At 70.2% G+C, this 18454-nt stretch carries 18 protein-coding genes and 1 pseudogene; 10 read left to right on the top strand and 9 right to left on the bottom strand.

Features of this window, described 5'->3' with window-relative positions:
• Positions 1-25 precede the first annotated feature (25 nt).
• Positions 26-871 (top strand): alpha/beta fold hydrolase, encoded by an 846-nt coding sequence (locus tag ACZ7H1_RS19675; protein WP_470788180.1) that lies wholly within the window; start codon positions 26-28, stop codon positions 869-871.
• A gap of 263 nt (positions 872-1134) precedes the next feature.
• Here ACZ7H1_RS19675 and ACZ7H1_RS19670 read toward each other — a convergent pair whose 3' ends face one another.
• The 4 genes from ACZ7H1_RS19670 to ACZ7H1_RS19655 form a co-directional block, all read right to left on the bottom strand.
• A complete protein-coding gene (locus ACZ7H1_RS19670) occupies positions 1135-1749 on the bottom strand; it encodes an HdeD family acid-resistance protein (RefSeq protein WP_470788215.1) in 615 nt (204 codons plus the stop codon).
• A gap of 538 nt (positions 1750-2287) precedes the next feature.
• Positions 2288-2689: a flavoprotein gene (locus ACZ7H1_RS19665; protein ID WP_470788178.1), complete on the bottom strand. Its 402-nt coding sequence runs from the start codon at positions 2687-2689 to the stop codon at positions 2288-2290.
• Positions 2690-3129: 440 nt separating this feature from the next.
• Entirely contained in the window at positions 3130-4413 is a 1284-nt protein-coding gene (locus tag ACZ7H1_RS19660; protein WP_470788176.1) for a cation:proton antiporter, read from the bottom strand.
• Between the two features lie 516 nt (positions 4414-4929).
• A complete protein-coding gene (locus ACZ7H1_RS19655; protein ID WP_470788174.1) occupies positions 4930-5280 on the bottom strand; it encodes a three-helix bundle dimerization domain-containing protein in 351 nt (116 codons plus the stop codon).
• Positions 5281-5826: 546 nt separating this feature from the next.
• Between ACZ7H1_RS19655 and ACZ7H1_RS19650 the strand changes: the two genes are divergently transcribed.
• From ACZ7H1_RS19650 to ACZ7H1_RS19640, 3 genes are all read left to right on the top strand, one after another.
• Positions 5827-6048 carry a hypothetical protein gene (locus tag ACZ7H1_RS19650; protein WP_470788173.1) on the top strand — a complete coding sequence of 74 codons (222 nt, stop codon included), beginning with the start codon at positions 5827-5829 and terminating at the stop codon, positions 6046-6048.
• A 218-nt stretch (positions 6049-6266) separates the two neighbouring features.
• Entirely contained in the window at positions 6267-7103 is an 837-nt protein-coding gene (locus tag ACZ7H1_RS19645) for a class II glutamine amidotransferase (RefSeq protein ID WP_470788171.1), read from the top strand.
• A gap of 121 nt (positions 7104-7224) precedes the next feature.
• Complete coding sequence (locus ACZ7H1_RS19640; protein ID WP_470788170.1) at positions 7225-7638, top strand: SHOCT domain-containing protein; 414 nt, start codon at positions 7225-7227, stop codon at positions 7636-7638.
• Between the two features lie 26 nt (positions 7639-7664).
• Here the strand turns inward: ACZ7H1_RS19640 and ACZ7H1_RS19635 are convergent, their stop codons facing one another.
• Positions 7665-9278 carry an MFS transporter gene (locus ACZ7H1_RS19635; protein WP_470788169.1) on the bottom strand — a complete coding sequence of 538 codons (1614 nt, stop codon included), beginning with the start codon at positions 9276-9278 and terminating at the stop codon, positions 7665-7667.
• A gap of 215 nt (positions 9279-9493) precedes the next feature.
• Here ACZ7H1_RS19635 and ACZ7H1_RS19630 point away from each other — a divergent pair, with 215 nt between their 5' ends.
• Positions 9494-10834, top strand: a complete 1341-nt coding sequence (locus ACZ7H1_RS19630; RefSeq protein ID WP_470788168.1) for a DUF2252 domain-containing protein — start codon at positions 9494-9496, stop codon at positions 10832-10834.
• Positions 10835-10873: 39 nt separating this feature from the next.
• Here ACZ7H1_RS19630 and ACZ7H1_RS19625 read toward each other — a convergent pair whose 3' ends face one another.
• Positions 10874-11965, bottom strand: a complete 1092-nt coding sequence (locus tag ACZ7H1_RS19625) for a carboxylate-amine ligase (protein WP_470788167.1) — start codon at positions 11963-11965, stop codon at positions 10874-10876.
• Positions 11966-12413: 448 nt separating this feature from the next.
• Entirely contained in the window at positions 12414-12866 is a 453-nt protein-coding gene (locus ACZ7H1_RS19620) for a DUF7144 family membrane protein (RefSeq protein ID WP_470788165.1), read from the bottom strand.
• Between the two features lie 259 nt (positions 12867-13125).
• Here ACZ7H1_RS19620 and ACZ7H1_RS19615 point away from each other — a divergent pair, with 259 nt between their 5' ends.
• Genes ACZ7H1_RS19615 through ACZ7H1_RS19600 form a run of 4 tightly spaced genes read left to right on the top strand, consistent with a single transcriptional unit; the run spans position 13126 to position 15695 of the window.
• Positions 13126-13491, top strand: a complete 366-nt coding sequence (locus tag ACZ7H1_RS19615; protein WP_470788164.1) for an amphi-Trp domain-containing protein — start codon at positions 13126-13128, stop codon at positions 13489-13491.
• A 57-nt stretch (positions 13492-13548) separates the two neighbouring features.
• Entirely contained in the window at positions 13549-13974 is a 426-nt protein-coding gene (locus ACZ7H1_RS19610; RefSeq protein ID WP_470788213.1) for a DUF6325 family protein, read from the top strand.
• 58 nt (positions 13975-14032) lie between these two features.
• Entirely contained in the window at positions 14033-14323 is a 291-nt protein-coding gene (locus tag ACZ7H1_RS19605) for an SHOCT domain-containing protein (protein ID WP_470788162.1), read from the top strand.
• Between the two features lie 46 nt (positions 14324-14369).
• The gene (locus tag ACZ7H1_RS19600) at positions 14370-15695 is read left to right on the top strand and encodes a diacylglycerol/lipid kinase family protein (RefSeq protein WP_470788212.1); all 1326 of its coding nucleotides are present in this window, start codon (positions 14370-14372) and stop codon (positions 15693-15695) included.
• A gap of 138 nt (positions 15696-15833) precedes the next feature.
• Here the strand turns inward: ACZ7H1_RS19600 and ACZ7H1_RS19595 are convergent, their stop codons facing one another.
• Positions 15834-16370 (bottom strand): hypothetical protein, encoded by a 537-nt coding sequence (locus ACZ7H1_RS19595; protein WP_470788160.1) that lies wholly within the window; start codon positions 16368-16370, stop codon positions 15834-15836.
• 461 nt (positions 16371-16831) lie between these two features.
• On the bottom strand, positions 16832-17698 hold the full coding sequence (locus ACZ7H1_RS19590; protein WP_470788211.1) for an NmrA family NAD(P)-binding protein: 867 nt from the start codon (positions 17696-17698) through the stop codon (positions 16832-16834).
• A gap of 186 nt (positions 17699-17884) precedes the next feature.
• Here ACZ7H1_RS19590 and ACZ7H1_RS19585 point away from each other — a divergent pair.
• Positions 17885-18092, top strand: a pseudogene (locus tag ACZ7H1_RS19585) (IS701 family transposase); the annotation flags it as partial.
• Positions 18093-18454 lie beyond the last annotated feature (362 nt).

Here is an 18454-nt window from a genome sequence, read left to right as displayed (position 1 = left end):
GTCATGGGAGACGTACGATACGAGAGTGGAGCTGCGTCGAGCCGACGGCGGGGTGATCGCGGTCGAGGTGGTGGGGGAGCCGGACGCGCCCGCGGTGCTGTTCTGCCACGGGCTGGCGGAATCCCGGCTGGCCGCGTACGGCTTCGCGGGCGCGGCCCACGCACTCGGACTGCGCCTCATCGCCCCCGATCGCCCCGGCATCGGCGGCACCGACGCCCATCGCCTGCCGAGGGTCGTGGACTGGGCTGCGGAAGCCACCGAGGTCTTGGACGCGCTGGGCGTCGGCTCGGTGGCGCTGCTCGGCGTCTCGGGCGGCGGAGCGTTCGCGGCCGCATGCGCGTCCGAGCTGCCTGACCGCGTCCGCAGCCTGCTGCTCATCGCGCCCCTTGGCCCGCCCGCCTGGCCCACCCTGGGGATGGCAGCCGGTCAGCGCGCATCCCTGCAGATGGCCCGGCGCGCTCCGGCCTTCGGTGGCTGGTTTCTCGGCCGCCTGGCCACGCTGGCGCGCCGGGCGCCAAGGCTGTTCCTTCGCCTGGCGACCAGCGAGATGCCCGCCGGCGATCGCAGTGCCCTCGCCCAGTCGGACGCGCGTGCGGCCTTCCTGGCCAACTACCTGCGAGCGTTCGAGCGCGGCAGCGGGGGAGTCGGGCAGGATCTGCGCGTGCTGACCCGGCCCTGGGGTTTCGACCTCGAGTCGATCACGGTGCCCACGTCGATCCACCAGGGGGACGCCGACACCACCGTCCCGCTCCCGCACGCCCGCCGCTTTGCCGCGGCGATACCGGGCGCACGCCTTCACATCCATCCCGGCCAAGGCCACTTCTCGATCCTGACCGCCCCCGAACAGATGCTGGCGGCACTCGCCGCATAGCCGTCTGGTGCGCCGCATCCGCTTCCTTGCGAAGAGCGGCCCCCAGATCCGTCAAGAAGGCGGAAATCACGGTCATTTCCCGGAGTGCAGAACACGCCGGTCTCGCCACCCGGAAGGTCTGACGCTGACGGCGGCAGTGCCGCTTAGGGCCGGGGCCGTGGCCGGGTGCGTGGTACTGGACATGGGTTCATGACCGGTGGCTACCCCGAACCGTGTGATCATCCGGGAGAAGCTGCCGCCCCGGCGCAGAGGGCCCTCGGCACTTACCCGGGAGGCGTGGGCGTGATCTGTCGGGTGGCGGAGCGCAGTGCGAAGGCCATCACCACTTCGAATACGCCGAGCAGGACGAGCCACAGTCCCAGCAGCCGTGTCAGGGCGACCGCGGAGTCCACCGGGAAGCAGAGCACCACGATTCCGGCGACGGCGCCGAGGGCGCCCAGGGCGAAGAGCAGGCCTCGGTGCACGAGAGCGCGGTCGGCGATTGCGATGTAGGCGGAGAGTACTCCGGTCAGCAGCCAGAACACTCCGACGATCAGGGACAGCGCGCCGATCGTCTGCATCGGATGCCGTAGAACCAGGACGCCCGCCAGGAACGCCAGCATTGCGATCAGGATCCCCGCCAGTCTGCTGCCACCCCCGTCGCCTCTGTGCGAGAAGGCCGTCACGAAACGGAAGACACCGGCCACCAGAAGCTGGAGACCGATGATCACAGCGAGGATGTGCAGCGTCTCGTCGGGCCAGGCGAGCACCAGGATGCCCGGGATCAGTGTCCCGAGGGCGAGGCCGAGTGCCCAGCGCCACGAGCCTCCGAGCTGTTCGAGGACATCCTCGGGATCGCTCTGCCTGCGATGCGGTGCCGCGTCGGGGGATACGGTCATCATGCCTCCCGGGCCAGCCGAAGGGCTCTGTAGAGACCCTCCGGAGCCATCGGATACGCCTTGTGCACCTGTCAGGCCCATGTTAGGCCGGTAGGACATGGCTCGCCGCTCCAGGCGGGTCCTCGACACCCGGCACGAACGAGGGAGGCCGCGATGCTCAGGTTGCCGACCCACCCGGCCCCCCGCCCCTGGAGCGCCCTTGGCTGTTCAGGGGCAACTTGACTGCGGGTCGTCGGCGTCGTTCACGGTGCTGCAGCCACGGATGGCGGACCGCGTTCCGGAACCGGGACGGAGTTGCGGATGCAGGCGAGAGGTCGGTGGTGACCTCGCCATGTCATGGCTTAGGCCGCCGGACGACGAGCCATGCCCCCGAGGCGCTGGGACGTCAGGAGTCCCTGCTCCTTCGATGCCCTGGGCCCCTTGAGCCGAGCGATCCGACGGCTCATGTCGTCGGACGGCGGCTGAGCGGGAGCCGGGGGCGGGGCGGCCGCGGCCGCGACGTGCCGCTTCGAAGAAGAACCGGACACGTCGTTTCTCCTCACCGGCCGGGCGCAAGCCGAGTCCAGCTGAGGGCACCGGCCTTCTTCCCGCCTGGCACCCAGGGGTGGCTTCGCGCAGGAAGCCGACCCGTCGGGCGATGGCAGGGTGTGCGGCCCGGGCCCGCGTCGAGGTGGGGGAGATCGACGAACGGCAGTTGCATGCCGATGCCCTCCGTGATGAGTCCGAGGGCGAGGGTGTCACTGATGGCGGACGCCCATTTCGCGAGGGTGTTGGACGTCAGCGGGGCGGCGAGAAGCGCGTCCGCCGCCGGCAGGAGGTCTGCCTGGGAGGGCAGTTCGTACTGGCGGCGGACGGGGTGGCCGGTGAGCGTTTCCAGTGCGTCGATCTCGCCGGCAGCGTCCTCGGTTGCCCACCGGTATGCGGAGGGCGTGAGGATCACGCAGAGGAGGGGGACATGAAGGGGGCGGGCGGGCGGAGCGGCGGAGCCGGGACGAGACGGGCGAGGGAGCGGACGGCCAGGATGCGGTGTCGGCCGGCGGCCGGTCCCCGCGGACTTGTTCGCGGATGTGTCGGAGAAGCTGGTGGACGCGTGGCGGGCGCGGGCGTCGAAGGAGTACCTGGCCCGGAGCGGGTGAAGCCTCCGCGGCGCCTGAGCTGCTGGCCACGCTGTGCCATGTGCGGCAGATGGAGATCACCGACTCGCTGGTGGACCTGTTCATCCAGCTCGTGCTGACGAACAACGCGCGGGCGGAGCGGAAGGTCGACGAGGAGCTGGACGCCGAGAACCCCCTGCGGCCACCACCAGAGCTCACCGACGTACCACCAGCGCGCACCGAAGGCGCGCTGGGCTGTTGTCCGGAAACCTCGGGCCACCTCACTTCATCGTGGCGCGCCCTTGTGGGCGAGTGCGTTCTCCCGCAGGCTCGGGTCCACGCGGAGGGTCTTGGTAAACCATTCGCCGTAGCGGTTTCCCAAAAACGGAGCTGAGGCCCCGTGCAGGAGGATGCTCAGGCCTACGGTCACACCGATGACCTCGCTCAGCAAAGCCTCTCCGGGCAGGTGCTCCTCGAGAGCGAGCAGGCCGAACACCAGGGAAGCGAGCCCACGTGGGCCGAACCAACCGATGTAGGCCACGGAGGCGGCGCGCAGCCCGGTGCCGGCCAGCGCGAGAGCGACTGGCAGCATCCGCAGGATGGTCAGGCTGAGCAGTGCGTAGACGACCGTGCGCCACGTCAGGTGCTGGAGTGTCGGTCCCAGGATGACCGCGCCGAAGACGAGGAAGCTCAGCGAGGCGAGCAGGAGGCCGAGTTGTTCGGCGAATCTCGTGTTCTGCGCTGGTTCCGAGTCCTGGGTACGGATGCCTTGGTCGGCGGGCGTCCGACGTAGCTGGATGCCGAAGGCGAGGCCGGCGGTCCAGGCACCGATGAAGCCGCTGCCTTCGGTCGTGACACACAGCGCGTATGTGATCACGGGAACGGCGAACACCAGGAACTGGCGCCAGTCGGGGCTGCTCCAGCCCTGGGCGAGCGACCAGCGCAGCAGGCTTGCCCCGGTCCAGCCGGCGGCGAGTCCGATCGCGCCGCTCAGCAGCAGCGCGCGCAGGAACGTCTCGGCGATGCCCGGATGGCCGTGGCCCTCACCGGCGGCAGCCAGTGCCAGCACGAAGAAGGGAAGCGCCAGACCGTCGTTGAGACCGGATTCGACAGACAGGCCGCCGCGGACCAGGGCTGGTACCTGTTCGTTGGAGACGGCCTGCTGGCCGAGCGCGGCATCCGTCGGTGCCAGGATGATGCCGACCAGGGCCAGCTCCCACAGGCTCAGGCCGGGCAGTAGTGGCAAGGCCGCCAGCCATCCCAGAGCCATTGTGGCCGGCAGGCCCAGCGCAAGCAGCCGCAGCGGCAGGAACTCCTCCCGGCGCAGGTCCCGGGCCCTGATCTTTGCCGCGTCCGCGAACAGCAGGAGCACCAGTGCGCTCTCCAGCAGCGTCCGCGTGATCTCGGGATCCTTCTCACGGTCCAGCAGGTCCAGGCCCAGCGGGCCGATCGCCAGCCCGAACAGCATGAACACCAAGGGTCCCGAGAGCACCGTGGTCGACAAGCGCCGCGAGAGCGCCCCGTAGCCGACGACTACACCCCCAGCGATCACGATGGCCCATTCCCTCATCGGTACTCCTCACACTGGGCATCCGTCGTGGCCGGGGCGGCTGCGCCACGGGCAGCGTGTCAGGTGTCCCGCTGCCATCACCTCACGCGGGGCCCGAAGCCTGACCCTACGGTGTTGCCGGCCCTGCCCTGCGGGAACCGTGCTCCGATCGCGCCCACCCGGCCCGGACGGCTCAATGAGCGGCGGCCACACGTAGCTGGACGGGGTCGGCAGGTGCTGCGGCCCAGCGCATGGCCGTACGCCCGGAGACCGGCTGCCGGCCCACGTCATGGGATCGACGGAAGATGAAAGGAGCCACGCGGCGGGCAGACGGACGCTCCCCACCACCGGTACGAAGGGATGAGCGGGAGCGAGCCGAGGATGCGTGTTCTCGTGCTGGTTCCCTTCGGCGACCACGGTACTTGGGCAGCCACTCGCGCCGGTAGGCCGAGACCGCACGGATCCCGGGCGCAGCCTGCACCCGGGGAGGGAAGCTTGCTGCTGATGTGCTGCCCGGTCTCCGCAGACGCCGAGGCATCAGGTGCCTCTGGACCCCTCCTGACCGGGAGCAGTGCGGCAGGCGGCACTGAGCGCCGTCCGGGACCGGCGTTCGACCAGGATCGGTATGTAGGCCCTGACCCTGGCCTGGCGGAACGACTCGTATGCGCCCCTGACGGTCGCCTCGACGACGACTGCGTCGACCGACGGGTAGGCAGCCCTCAGCCGCGCCACCATGTTCCGGATGGATTCGAGTTCGTCCTGTGGGCCGGGCGGCGGGAGGTTCGGCGGTCCTGCGGGATCGGCGCGGTCCACCGACCTGGGATGGTCACTCAGGCTCTCGACGGGATGGAATACATCGGTTCGAGGAGCCTGCCCTTCGATCGTCATGGCAGCACTGATCCCATGTCACACGACCTCCAGACACCGCGGAACCGTACATCCCGCCACAGCCGCGATAGGGTCCCTCGCGCTCATTGTGTGACCGCTTGGGCAAGATCGCTCCCCCACGGGCACTCCGTACTCTCACAGGGAGTCCCGTTGCGGGAGGGGTCTGTCATCACGCGCATGATCGAGGCAGCCGGGGGTGTGTACGCGCTTGGCTATTGGGTGAGTTGATGCAGGTTGTGGACGGCGGTCTCATCGCCGAGATCACCGTCACCCTGGCCGACGGCACCGTACGTCGCGAACAGTGGCACCTGCTGACCAGTCTCCTGTACGCCGCACGCTACCCGGCCACCGAGTTGATCGCCCTCTACCACCCGCGGTGGCAGAGCGACACGGCCTACTTCTCGATCAAGGCCACGATGCTCGGCGGGCGGGTGCTGCGCTCGCGTAGCCCGCCCGGCCTCGACCAGGAGGTCTACGCCCTCCTCACCACCTACCAGGTCCTGATCCGCCCAGCCGCCGACACCGCTGCACCCGAGGGGCCTCGACATGGACCGCATCAGCTTCACCGTCTTGCGCACGACCGCGGCCGGCACCGTCGTCAACGCGGCCGACGATGCCCCCACCAGGACCCGCCGAGCTCGTCGGCACCGTCGGCCGGGCTCGGGCGTCCGCGTGCCGGGCGACCACGTCGAGCCCGAGGCGGGCATACCGCTCCAAGCGGACGATCCGCGCCCGCATGGCGATGCAACGCAGCGGAGGCGAAAATGAGATTGACCGGATGAGGGTCACCCGATCAGCGGGCAAGGCCTCGCCGGTAGACCTGGAGGTGGTGCTCCATCCTCAGCGGGCTCAAGGAAGATCCGGCAGGGCAGCGGAGCGCTGTCGCGCGGTAACCGGCGAACTCATTTGAAGACTCGGGAAGCCGGGGGGCAAGCGGGACGCAGCAGTATTCTCGCAGCTGCAGGTAGGAACAAAGGTGATCGCTCATGTGCCGATGGCTCGCCTACTCGGGAACACCCCTGCTACTGGACACCATCCTTTACAAACCGGCCCACTCGCTGATCGATCAGAGCCTGCACTCCAAACTGGGCGTGGAGACGACGAATGGCGATGGTTTCGGCGTCGGGTGGTACCCGGAGGGCAGCAATGGCACCCCCGCGCTCCTGCGGGACATCGGCCCCGCCTGGAACAACCGCAACCTGCGGGAACTCGCGGACCACGTCACCTCCCCGTTGTTCTTCGCCCACATCCGGGCGTCGACGGGCACGGCGGTGCAGCAGACGAACTGTCACCCCTTCAGGAACGGCCGCTGGATGTGGATGCACAACGGCTCCGTCACCGGCTTCCACGCGATGCGGCGCGACCTCACCCTGCTCGTCGACCCCTTGCTGTACTCCGAGATCGAGGGGACGACGGACTCGGAGACGATGTTCTACCTGGCGCTCACCTTCGGCTTGGAGGAGGACCCGCCGGGCGCCGTCGCCAGGATGGTGGGGGTGGTGGAGCGCGTCGGCCGCGAGCACGGCGTCGAGTACCCGATGCAGATGACGGTCGCCGTCAGTGACGGGGCGAGTGTGTGGGCCTTCCGCTACTCCAGTGAGGGCGCCTCACGGTCGCTCTTCTACAGCACCCGCGTGGACGCACTGCGCAAACTGCACCCCGACATGGCGTTCCTTCAAGAGGTGTCCGACGAGACCCGACTGGTGGTGTCCGAACCCCTCGGTGATCTGCCCGGTGCCTGGAACGAGGTACCCGAGAGCAGCTACGGCCTCGTACACGCCGGGGCCGACGAGTTGCGTCCCTTCACCCCGGAACCGGCATGACACATCGTCGCATTCCCACATGCGGGCTGTTCCAGAGGCCGCAGACGACGGCGGGCGTCTCGCCTGCTTCGCGGTCCCGAACAGGTAGCCGCGCCCCGTCACAACCGGCAGGAGACCGGCCATGAACGACTCGGTAATGAACCTGGCAGTGGACTACCCGCTGCTGAACATGTTCTGGACCATGATGATGATCTTCCTCTGGGTCCTCTGGTTCATGCTCCTCTTCCGCGTCATCGGCGACATCTTCCGCGACGACGAGTTGAACGGCTGGGGCAAGGCGGGATGGACCGTATTCGTGATCGTCCTTCCCTTCCTCGGCGTGTTCGTATACCTCATCGCCCGCGGGCGCGGGATGGGCGAACGCGAGCTGCGGCGGGCCCAGGCGAACGAGCAGGCGTTCCGCTCCTACATACGCGAGAGCGCCGCACCCACGAGCGCCGCCGAGGAACTGGCCCGGCTCGCCGAACTCAAGAACCGCGGCGACATCACGGCAGCCGAGTACGAACAGGCCAAGGCCAAAGCCCTCTCGGTGTGACCTCCTGAAGGGCGCCTGCCGGCCCGTCATGTCTTCGAGTGCGCCTGGGTATTCGGGATCCGCTGGGTGAAGAACAGCGCGACCAGAGCGGCGAGGGCGAGGATGGCGAGTGCGGCGCGCAGGCCGGCGAGACGCGCGGCGGCGTTCGCGTCGAGCGCGGCCGAGGACAGCTCGGGACTCGTACCCGCTTCGTCGAGGGCGGCCTTGAGCTGGGCGTCCGACATGAAGGGCACGCCGCTTTCGAGCTTTACGGTTGCCTGGCTCTTGACCTCGGCCGGGATGGCCTGGTTCTGCTCGACGCTGGTGAGGAACGAGGCCCCGAGCGCCGCGATCATGATCGAACCGGCCAGAGCTGTTCCGACCGACGCGCCGAGGTTCGTGACGGCGTTCTGGACACCGCCGACTTCGGCACTCTGCCGGTCCGGCACCGCGGACACGGTGACCGCTCCGAGCTGCGAGGCGAGGGCTCCCATGCCGAGCCCGATCAGCAGCAGCGGGACGGTGACGGCCTCGGGGCCCGCGTCCGCGTCGAGCGCGGCCAGCAAGGTCACCGCTCCCACGAGCAGCGCGAGGACACCGAGCCGCACGACCCGCCGCGGTGAGACGTCGGGCAGGAAGCGCGGGATCAGGATCGCGGTGGCCAGCAGGGTTAGCGAGAGCGGCAGGATGCGCGCCCCGGTCTGGAGCGTGGACAGGCCCAGCGCGACCGAGAGGTAGAGCGGGACGAGGAAGAACACGCCCATCTGGACCAGGTACTGGAAGAAGAACATCGTCAAGCCGCCCGTGAGCTGACGGTTCTGCAACAGGGCCGGGTCGACCATTGGTTCTCGGTTGCGCTCCACCAGGCGGGCTTCCCAGCGCAGGAAGAGCCAGATCAGCAGCAGGCCGGCCAGCATCAGCCATACCACCAGGGAGATTCCCAGCCAGGCGGGTGCGTCGGGCTTCGGCTGGAACCAGCCCCATGCGCCCGAGCGGAGCACGCCGTAGACGAACGCCCCGAGCCCGAGGGCGGACAGCGCGGCACCGACCAGGTCGAGGCGCGGGCTTCCCTCGGTCCGTGCGTCCGCCGTCCGGCGGGCGAGCACGAGGATGCCGAGCACGATCACGACCTCGCCGGCGAAGACCCAGCGCCAGGAGAAGTACGTGGTGGCGACGCCGCCGATGATCGGTCCGACAGCGATCGCCACGGCACCCGCGGCGGCGACCATCCCGTAGGCGGCCGGCCGGCGTTCCGTCGCGAAGTTGCCGGCGACCAGGGCGACGATGGCGGGCAGGATCAGCGCGGCCCCGATGCCCTCCAGGAATGACCAGCCCAGCAGGAGCACCGGCAGGTTCGGGGCCAGCGCAGTCGTCAGGGACCCGCAGCCGTAGATCGTGCAGCCGATGAGGAACGCTCGCTTGTGGCCGATGAGCGCGCCGACCTTGCCGCCGGGGATCATGAACATCGCCATCACGAGGGTGTACGCCGTGATCGCACCCTGGATCCCGGTCACGGTCGTGCCGACGTCGTCGGCCACCGTCGCGATGGACACGTTCATGACAGAGCTGTCGAGCGCCATCAGGAACTGCCCGGACGTGAGTGTCAGCAGGACGACCCCCGCGCGTGCGGTCGCTCCGGAATCGCCTGCCGCAGGTGCCATGGCAGGTACGGTCCCAGTGCCGGCGGCGCAGCGCGCGCGGACTCGCTGGAGGGTCAGTCGGATGGCGGTGGCCGTGCGGTGTGCCCCGCAGTCCGCACGTTGGGGCGCCGCCCGTGCCGACCCGTGCCTCCGCTGGGGCGGAGGCCGACGGACGCGCGTGCCGGGCCCGTCGGGCCCAGACTGGGGACCGGGGGCGAGGCGAAAGGCAGCTGCACATGACCAGTCCAGCGGAGCGGGCCCGGCGCGGCCGGGCGGCCCGCAAGAGGGTCGGCCGTGCCGCGCACGGCCGGTGGATCGCGGCGGCGGACCGGCCCGATCCCGTCGGAGTGCTGCGGCAGGAGGCTGCCGACCGCCTGGCGGAGCTGCTGCCGATCCGCTACGGGAGGATGGCGTCCTCACCGTTCGCGTTCCTGCGCGGCTCGGCCGCGGTGATGGCCGCGGACCTGGCCGCCGGACCGGACACCGGTCTGACCGTCCAACTGTGCGGAGACGCGCACCTGCTGAACTTCGGCGTCTTCGCCTCACCGGAACGGGCACTCCTGTTCGACCTCAATGACTTCGACGAGACGTTCCCCGGGCCCTTCGAATGGGACGTCAAGAGGCTCGCCGCCAGCACTGCCGTCGCCGCCCGGGAGAACGGCCACAGCGACGACCACGCGCGGCGCGCCGCCCTCGCGGCAGCCGCCTCCTACCGGCTGTCCATGCGGCGACTCGCCGCACAGGGCGAGCTCGCGGTCTGGTACGAGCGGGCGGACACGGCCGAACTGCTGGCCCTGATCCGCGGGACCAAACTGCACGGCCGGGTCGAGGGGAACCTGGCACGGGCCCGTCGGCACACCAGCATCCAGGCGGTCTCCAAGCTCACCGAGATCCGCAACGGCCGTCGGCGCATCCTCCACGACCCGCCCCTGCTCGAACGCATCGAAGAACCCCAGATGCGGGCGGTCGGCAAGATCTTCAGCGAGTACCGCAACACGCTCCCCGAAGAGCGGCGCCTGCTGCTCGATCGCCACCAGTTCGTCGACGCGGCGCGCAAGACCGTCGGCGTCGGGAGCGTCGGCACCCGCTGCTTCATCGTGCTGCTGGCTGGCCGCGACGAGTACGACCCGCTCTTCCTCCAGCTCAAGGAGGCCGGACCCTCGGTGCTGGAAGGCCACCTCCCGGCTGCCGGCCCCGACCACCACGGCCACCGCGTCGTGGCAGGACAGCGACTCCTGCAGGCCGCATCGGACATCTTCCTCGGCTGGACGACCGGACCGAACGGACGCCACTTCTACGGGCGGCAGCTGCGCGACATGAAGGGCTCGGCCGTCGTGGAGACGATGTCCCCGCGCCTGCTGCGCCGGTACGCCGAACTCTGCGGCACGGTCCTCGCCCATGCCCACGCCCGCTCCGGAGACCGCATCGCCATCGCCGGCTACCTGGGCGGGTCGGACGCGTTCGACCGCGCCATCGCCGACTTCGCGCTGCTCTACGCAGACCAGTCCGTGCAGGACCATGCCCTGCTCACCGCGGCGATCGCCGATGGCGTCATCACCGCCACCCCCGGTGTCTAGCGCGAGGGAGCGGCGTGCCCAACGGGGCCGGAGAGGCGCTCAGGCAGTGCCCCCGGCAGCGATCAGGGCAGCGACCGCCGGCAGTCCTGCCTCGGCCAGGGCCCGGCGCTGCCGGTCCGCCGCCGTGCCTTCCCGCAGGAGGCGGTGGACGAGCGAGGTCACCTCACGGTGGTCGCCGTTCTCCTCGAGGGCGGGACCGATGTGCTGCAACAGCATGCCCACCACGTCCCCGCTGCTGCGCAGCCGACCGCCCGGATCCACCAGCGTGCCGCTCAGGCCGTGTCGGGCCGCATACCATGTCGCGGCTTGGAGGGCCTCCTGGCGGCACAGCGGGGGAGCGATCCCGGTCTTCTCCTCGGCGATCGCGGTCTCGGCGAGCCCGCGGACGACGCCGGCGAGCATCACCGCATCGTCGGCCTCCAGCTGTACGTCGCAGCAGCGGATCTCAATGGTCGGGAAGCGCTCGGAAAGCCGGGCCTGCCAGTACAGCTGTCCCCGGTCGGGGATCACCCCCGAACTGAGCAGCGCATCGGCCCGGGCCTCGTAGTCCTCCGCCCCCGCGAAGTACGGCGGCGGGCCGCTGACCGGCCAGCGGCCGAAGATGATCGTGCGCCAGCTCGCGTAACCGGTGTCGCGTCCGTCCCACAGGGGCCCGTTCGCGGCCATGGCCAGCAGCGTCGGTAGCCAGACGCGGATCCTGTTGAGCACGGCCACGCCGGTCTCCCGGTCGGGAAGTCCCACGTGGACGTGCATGCCGCAGATCAGCTGTTCTTCGACCAGCAGCCGGGCGTCCCCGCGCATCTTCAGGTACCTGGCGTTGCTGGTGACGGGCACGGGCAGGACGTCCCGGACCGGGGCGGTGCCGGAGATTGCGATCCGGCAGCCGTTCGCCTGGGCCGCGGAGGCGACCGCGTGACGCAGCCGCAGCAGATGGCCCCCGACCTCCTCGAGCGCCGTGCACACGGGAGTGGCGACCTCGATCTGCGCCTGCAGCAGCTCGTCCTGGACCTCGTCCGCGTCTGCGATCGGTGTGAGGCGGGCCGTGGCGCGCACGTCCTGCACGAGCGGAGCGGGTAGGAGAGTCACGGGGTCGACCAGCAGGTACTCCTCTTCGACGCCAACGGTGATCATGCAGGGTGGGTACCCCGGACGTGCGGTGCTCCCCCGGCCCCGCCGCCTGATTAGTGCATTGGGCAGCAGACTTGACCCCTACGGGTGGTTGGCGGGTCACGCTCGGCGGCAGCTCGCTTCCGGATCGTCGTGGATCAGTGCGCAGACCATTTGCTCGCCGCGACGATGGTCGGGAAGCCGGTGGGGTCGAAGTCGGGGTAGCAGCCCGTCGTGAGCTCCGGACGGGACGAGGGCACGCGCCTGTCGGCTCCGGTCCGCATCGCTCATGGTGCCGTAGCGGCGGATGTCGACGACGAGCAAGGCCGGATCCGGGCGGACCAGAGCGACCTGTCCACTTCGTGCACGTGGACGAGCCCGTCTGCCGCCCGGATCGCCTTCCGGAACCGGGGTACGGAGGTCCGGATGCATGCCGGGAGCCCGGTGGTGGCCTCGTCCCGGCCCCGATCGGTCAGGCGGTGGCGCGAGAACGGCTGTCGTTCGAGCACAGGGCCCAGATCACGAAGATGGCGATGGCGATCGAGATGATGGCCCACACCGGTGTGTAGGGCAGCCACATGAAGTTCACGATGATGCTGAACCCTGCCACTGCCACGCCGAGGACCCGCGCCCACATGGCGGCGCCCTTGAGGAGTCCGATGCCCACGACGATGAGGATGACGCCGAGGATCAGGTGGATCCAGCCCCAGGCAGTCACGTCGAACTCGAAGACGTATTTGCCCAGGCGCGCGTAGACGTCGTCCTCGGCGATGCCGGCGATGCCCTTGATCACGGCGAGGATGCCATCGACCAGGAGCAGGACACCGGCGAACATGGTGCCCCCCGCTGCCCAGCCGTATCGGTCGTCGTACGCCCTGTTGTCGCGGGGCGCACCGGCAGGAGGGGTGGGGGATGTCTGCGTCACGAGGAGCTCCCTTCGCCAGCCCGGGCGTTGCAGTCGGGCTGTTTGGCCCCTTGCAGTCGGGCTGTCTGGTCCAGCGTCCGGCCGGGCCCGGCCGGACGTCACCTGGGCGCGTCCATTCGGGTGAATTGTGTCCGGCTGCGTGTGCGCGGGGGAGGCCACCCGACGGCACGGCCGGCCGTGCGGGATCACGGCCCGGCGGGGAGCATGGGTTGTGTCTGGTCCGTTCGGTCAGATGCGTCCCCATGCCCTGGAGAAAGCCATGACGGACCTCAAGTTCGAGCAGAAGCGCTCGTTGTCGCGCGTCGCGGCCGCCGACCAGCTCGCGGCGCTCGCCCAGGCGCTCCGAGAAGGTGGGAAGACGGAGGTGCAGCTGGGTTCGGGCGTGCTCAGCCTGCGCGTCCCCGACGAGCTCCACAGCGAAGTGGAGATCGAGGTGGACGGCGATGAGATCGAGCTGGAGATCGAGCTGAAGTGGACCACCGGCCGGCCCCGCAAGGTTGCCCGCCCCGCGCAGAAGGCCGCGAAGGAACCGGAACCGGCCCCCAGCGCCCCGGCGCGCCCCGCGCGGACCAGGAAGGCCGTGACGGCGGCCAAGCCGCGGCGTTCCGCCGCGAAACGCGCATGAGTGACGGATTCGCACCACGAGAGGACTGACGTGACCAGAGACAACGGGCTCGACGAGATGGGCCCCATCGACTACCTCGTCGTCGAATTTCCGGGCAGCCGCCTGACCGGTGAAGGGATGCCGCTGCTCGTCGACCTCGTGGACCGCGGCATCATCCGCATCCTCGACCTGACCTTCCTGACCAAGCAGGAAGACGGGTCGGTGAGGGGTTTGACCCTCGCGGACGTGACGGGAGACGGCAACCTCGACCTCAGCTTCTTCGAAGGAGTCTCCTCGGGTCTGCTCGGCGAGGACGACCTCGCCGAAGCCGGCTCGCTGCTCGCGCCGGGGGATTCCGCGGCCGTTCTCCTCTACGAGAACCTGTGGGCAGCGCCTTTGGCCGCCGCCCTGCGCCGTGCCGACGCGCGGATGGTCGCGAGCGGCCGGGTGTCGCCGCAGGACCTGATCGAGGTGCTGGACGCGCTCGACGACGCCGCGGCCTGAAAGACACCACGGCACACACAGACCACGAAGAGAAGCACCGAAACTGAGGCAGGAAACCATGCCCGGACTACTGCGCGGCGTCGTGCGAACCGCCGCCATCGCCGGGACGGCCACGGCCGTCTCGAATCGTGTCTCACGCCGTCAGGCCGGCCGCTGGTCCCAGCAGAACGACGCTGCGGCGGCGGCCCAGCAGCAGACCCAGCCGGAGCCGGCCGCCCCGCCGCCCTCCGCCGCGCCCAGCATGGACGACAAGATCGCCCAGCTGAAGGAGCTCGCCGCCCTCAAGGAGCAGGGTGTGCTCACCGAAGCGGAACTGGCGGTGCAGAAGGACCGCATCCTCAACTCCTGAAAGTGCGGCTCCGACCTGCGGTGAAGCGGAGGCCAACCACGTGAGCATGCATGCCAAGGCGCGTATGGCACTGCTGTCCGGCGCGGCGGCGCTGATCGTCATGCTGGTGTTCGCCGGCTTCCGCAGCGTCGTCCTGGTGCTCGTGGCACTGGCCGGAGTGGCCGTGACGGCTGCCGCCGTGTGGCTGGTACTGGCTCATCGCGGCCCCGTCAGGTGGCTGGCGGCGCTGATGTGCGTGGCGGTACCCGCGGCCGTGATCGTCTGGTACGCGCACGTCGGACTGCTCTGGGTGGTGCTCTGCACGCTGCTCCTGTGGGCCCTGGCAGTGGCGGCGGGGCGATCCGCGCTCGCCGAGGAGGGCCGGACCCGGATGCCCGTGCATCAGGCCGTGCCGCCGAAGCGGCCGTTCATCATCATGAATCCGCGCTCCGGCGGCGGGAAGGTCGGCGCCTTCGGCCTCCGGGAGAAGGCCGAGGCGCTGGGCGCCGAGGTGGTGATGCTGGACTCCGACCACCCCCAGGACGTCGCCGAGCTCGCCCGCCGGGCGGTGGACCGGGGCGCCGACCTCGTGGGCGTGGCGGGCGGCGACGGCACCCAGGCACTGGTCGCGGGCGTGGCGGCGGAGCGGGACGTACTGTTCCTGGTCATCAGTGCGGGCACCCGCAATCACTTTGCACTGGACCTCGGACTGGACCGGGGCGACCCGGCGGCTTGCCTGGACGCACTGACCGACGGGGTGGAGGTGCGGGTGGACCTCGGCCGGATCGAAGGGCGTCCCTTCGTGAACAACGCGTCCTTCGGCGCGTACGCCGAAGTGGTACAGAGCCCGGCGTACCGCGACGACAAGATCCGTACGATTCTGGCGCTGCTGCCCGACCTGCTCGCGCGCCGCGGCGGACCGAGACTGAGCGTGCGCGCCGAAGGCACGACCGTCGAGGAACCGCAGGCCGTGCTGGTGAGCAACAATCCCTACGGCCGCGGTGACGCGGCGGGGCTGGGGCGGCGCATCCGGCTGGACACCGGAACCCTCGGCGTCCTGAGCGTGAAGGTGAACAACGCCGCCCAGGCGGCCGGCATCCTGCGCCACGAGGGGTCCGGCGGCTTGACGTCGCTGACGACCCGGGAGGTCGTCGTCGACTCGGACGGTCCGCTCGTGCGGGTCGGAGTGGACGGCGAGTCGCTGACCATGCCCGCACCGGTGCACTGCCGCGTGGAACCGGGGGTTCTGCGGGTCCTGGTGCCCCGGCACCGGCCCGGCGTCAGGGCCGGGGTGCCGATGGACTGGTCCGGGGTGCGCAGGCTGGCGCTGACGATGGGCAGGGTGGCCGTCGGCGGCCGCCCCGGGCCTTCCGGGACGCGTGCCCCTTCCTGACGGCGCCGGCGCCCCCGCCGGTTTCACTGTGTGTGCCGGGGATTGCTCCGCGGTCGTCCTCAACGGCGATAGCGACGGTCCCGGGGCCGCCATCCGTATGGCCGTACCCACAGTGCCCCGCCCGCGCCAACGATGACGTCAGGCCATCACCGCCAGCAGCGCGGCTGCGGCGATTCCGGCCTTGAGCGCCTCTGAGGCCGTGCTGGCGAAGGTCTCACGAAAGCCGCGCACCACCTGCAGGCAGGCGGCGACGGTGAACGAGACGCCCATCAGCATCAGCCACTGCGTGTTCTGGGTGACCAGGCCCGGGTTCGAGGTGCGGTTACGGAACAGTTCCGTCGCCAGCAGCACCTCCCGACCGGCGCGCTCGCGGAGCCGTACCCATGCGAAGAAGCCGACCAGCACCGCCCCGCCGGCCGGCAGCAGGCCGAGCGCCGGCCAGCCGTTGTCGTCGACGGCCAGAATGCCCGTCACCAGCAGAACCGGACCCGCCGCCGACAGCACCGCCCCGACGGTGTCGAAGGGCCTGGCGCGGTCGGGCGGCAGCGGATCGTCGATCTTGCGGCTGAGCACCACGATCACCAGCGCCTGGAACACGAACGCGGCCCGCCAGCTGATCGCACTCGTGATCAGCCCGCCGATCAGCGGACCGGCGGCCGCCCCGATCCCGCCCATCGCCGTGATCGCGCCGAACGCACGCGCCCTCGACGCCCTGTCCGTAACAGCAGCATGGTCAGGATGTAGACCGGCGGAATCAGCAGCACCGTGCCCGCACCCTCCAGAATCGAGTTCCCGAGGATCAGCACGCCCAGCCCCGGCGCGGCCGCACTGAGTACCGCCCCGACCCCGTAGACCATCACACCCGGCGAGGCCCGTGGGTTCAGGGGAATTTGATCTTGTTTTCGGAGTCGCCGGTCTGGGCGAGACCCGAGTCTGGAGAGGTGCGAGGCCGGCGGGTGGTGGTCGCCGGTGGTGCCGGCGACAGGTGACGGACGGTGACCGTCAGTCCCGTTTCTGCGGAGAGCTGGGCGAGTTCGGGTTTCCTGGCCCGGGTGCGAGCGTCGCCCGGCTGCGCACCAGCGCAGCCGCACAGCACTCAGGTGGGCCCGCGGCGGCCTGTCGGCGCTGACGACGTGTCATTCGCCGACCAGCGACGGGGCCGCCCAGCGGGCGAACTCCTCGAAGGCGCGTGGCTCACGGCCCGTCAGTTCCCGCACCGAGCTGGTGGTGAAGGCGTTCAATCCGCCGCGCAGCGACCCGAAGACGGCCACCACCTGCTCCGCGAGCCACTGTGGCAGACCTCCCTGGGCCATCCCGGCGGCCGCCGCCTCGTCCGGTACGTCCACGTACTCGATCGGGCGGCCCAGGGCACTCGACAGACGCCGTGCGACCTCGGTGTAGGTGATCGCCTCCGGGCCGGTGAGGACGTGGGTGCTGCCGTCGTGGTCGGCCGTGACCAGCACCGCGGCAGCGGCGCTGGCGACGTCACGCGGATCGACCATCGCGATTCGCGCGTCACCGGCGGGGAGGAAGAAACGGCCGGCCTGCCGGATGGTCGCGGCAGAACCGAGGATGTTCGACATCATGTGGCTTGAGCGCAGCACCACCGTCGGGATGCCCGAGCCGCGCAGGTGCTGCTCGATGCGGCCGTGCTGATCGAAGAAGACCGTCGGCGAACCGGCCTCTGCCCCGATCGTGGACAGCATGACCACCTGCCGGACACCCGCGGCCGCTGCCGCGTCGATTGCGTTCGTCCCGTATTCGACCTGCCTGGGGTCGTTTGCGCAAACGAGGAACATCCGCTCGATACCGTCGAGAGCCCGCCGGACAGACGCCGGTTCGGCGAAGTCGCCGTGCGCCAGCTCGGTCTCGCCGCCGAGCTCGGCAGCCGCGCGATCCGGGTCGCGGACGAAGGCGCGGACCGGAATGCCGCGCTCACCCAGCTCCGCGACGACCTTCGAACCGACGTTCCCCGCCGCGCCCGTCACCAGCACCGTTGCCATCTTGCTCACTCCCGGGGATCGACCTGCGCAGCCCAAAGTATCCGAAGGGTGACACCGGGTTGCGGAAGAGCGCCGACGAGTACTCCAGCAGTCGTGATCTTGCTGGTCGGGGCCGTCCTGCAACGGGTACGGCGCCCGGTGACCATCGTGGATCCTGCCCGTTTGCAGGACATGCCCGAGGTTCTGATGGGCCGTATCGACGGCGCGTTTTGCCCGGGTGGAACCGCGGAGGCGGGCGCGGGAGTTCGTGCTCGGACTCTTGGCGGACCTGCCGCGCAAGCACTGCTGGACGCCGGCCGAGTACACCGGGGACGCGACCCCGTACGGCCTGCCAGGGCCTCGTTCCACGGTCGCCAGTCCCGCTGGTGGTTGGGAGCGCCACGCTGTGAGGGACGGCGTCGGGGCGACTGGCTTCCACCTCGCCGAGGCGACGAGTGCCAAGCGGCGGGTGGGCTGCGGGTTCAGGCGGCCGGGTGGGACGTACGGGCGCCGGCCGATGGTCTGGCGATCTTGTCGTCGGCGCGCGGTCACGCCGCGCAGCGGCCCTTGCCCAGCGACGTGCAGGCCGGCAGGGACGGGCCTGCCGGCCGCTGCCGTAGCGGTGGGAACTCGCTGGCGGCCGGGGGAGTCTCTGCGTTCACGAACCGCCGTGCGCGCTGCCGCCTGCGGTCCACCCCCTCCCGAGTGCCCTGCACGACCACCGGGCCGTCCTGCGTCCCGATCGCTGCAATAGCCCCTATCGTCCCGACCCTCATC

It is taken from the genome of Streptomyces sp. NPDC037401 (genome assembly GCF_055602345.1).
This window is presented reverse-complemented; position numbering and strand designations above follow the sequence as displayed.

Excerpts from the sequence above, each read along its gene's own strand:
- ACZ7H1_RS19670 (WP_470788215.1), bottom strand. The coding sequence starts at position 1,749 with ATGACCGTATCCCCCGACGCGGCACCGCATCGCAGGCAGAGCGATCCC.
- ACZ7H1_RS19660 (WP_470788176.1), bottom strand. The coding sequence starts at position 4,413 with ATGAGGGAATGGGCCATCGTGATCGCTGGGGGTGTAGTCGTCGGCTAC.
- ACZ7H1_RS19655 (WP_470788174.1), bottom strand. The coding sequence starts at position 5,280 with ATGACGATCGAAGGGCAGGCTCCTCGAACCGATGTATTCCATCCCGTC.
- ACZ7H1_RS19650 (WP_470788173.1), top strand. The coding sequence starts at position 5,827 with ATGGACCGCATCAGCTTCACCGTCTTGCGCACGACCGCGGCCGGCACC.
- ACZ7H1_RS19645 (WP_470788171.1), top strand. The coding sequence starts at position 6,267 with ATGTGCCGATGGCTCGCCTACTCGGGAACACCCCTGCTACTGGACACC.
- ACZ7H1_RS19640 (WP_470788170.1), top strand. The coding sequence starts at position 7,225 with ATGAACGACTCGGTAATGAACCTGGCAGTGGACTACCCGCTGCTGAAC.
- ACZ7H1_RS19635 (WP_470788169.1), bottom strand. The coding sequence starts at position 9,278 with ATGGCACCTGCGGCAGGCGATTCCGGAGCGACCGCACGCGCGGGGGTC.
- ACZ7H1_RS19630 (WP_470788168.1), top strand. The coding sequence starts at position 9,494 with ATGACCAGTCCAGCGGAGCGGGCCCGGCGCGGCCGGGCGGCCCGCAAG.
- ACZ7H1_RS19625 (WP_470788167.1), bottom strand. The coding sequence starts at position 11,965 with ATGATCACCGTTGGCGTCGAAGAGGAGTACCTGCTGGTCGACCCCGTG.
- ACZ7H1_RS19615 (WP_470788164.1), top strand. The coding sequence starts at position 13,126 with ATGACGGACCTCAAGTTCGAGCAGAAGCGCTCGTTGTCGCGCGTCGCG.
- ACZ7H1_RS19610 (WP_470788213.1), top strand. The coding sequence starts at position 13,549 with ATGGGCCCCATCGACTACCTCGTCGTCGAATTTCCGGGCAGCCGCCTG.
- ACZ7H1_RS19605 (WP_470788162.1), top strand. The coding sequence starts at position 14,033 with ATGCCCGGACTACTGCGCGGCGTCGTGCGAACCGCCGCCATCGCCGGG.
- ACZ7H1_RS19600 (WP_470788212.1), top strand. The coding sequence starts at position 14,370 with ATGCATGCCAAGGCGCGTATGGCACTGCTGTCCGGCGCGGCGGCGCTG.
- ACZ7H1_RS19595 (WP_470788160.1), bottom strand. The coding sequence starts at position 16,370 with ATGGGCGGGATCGGGGCGGCCGCCGGTCCGCTGATCGGCGGGCTGATC.
- ACZ7H1_RS19590 (WP_470788211.1), bottom strand. The coding sequence starts at position 17,698 with ATGGCAACGGTGCTGGTGACGGGCGCGGCGGGGAACGTCGGTTCGAAG.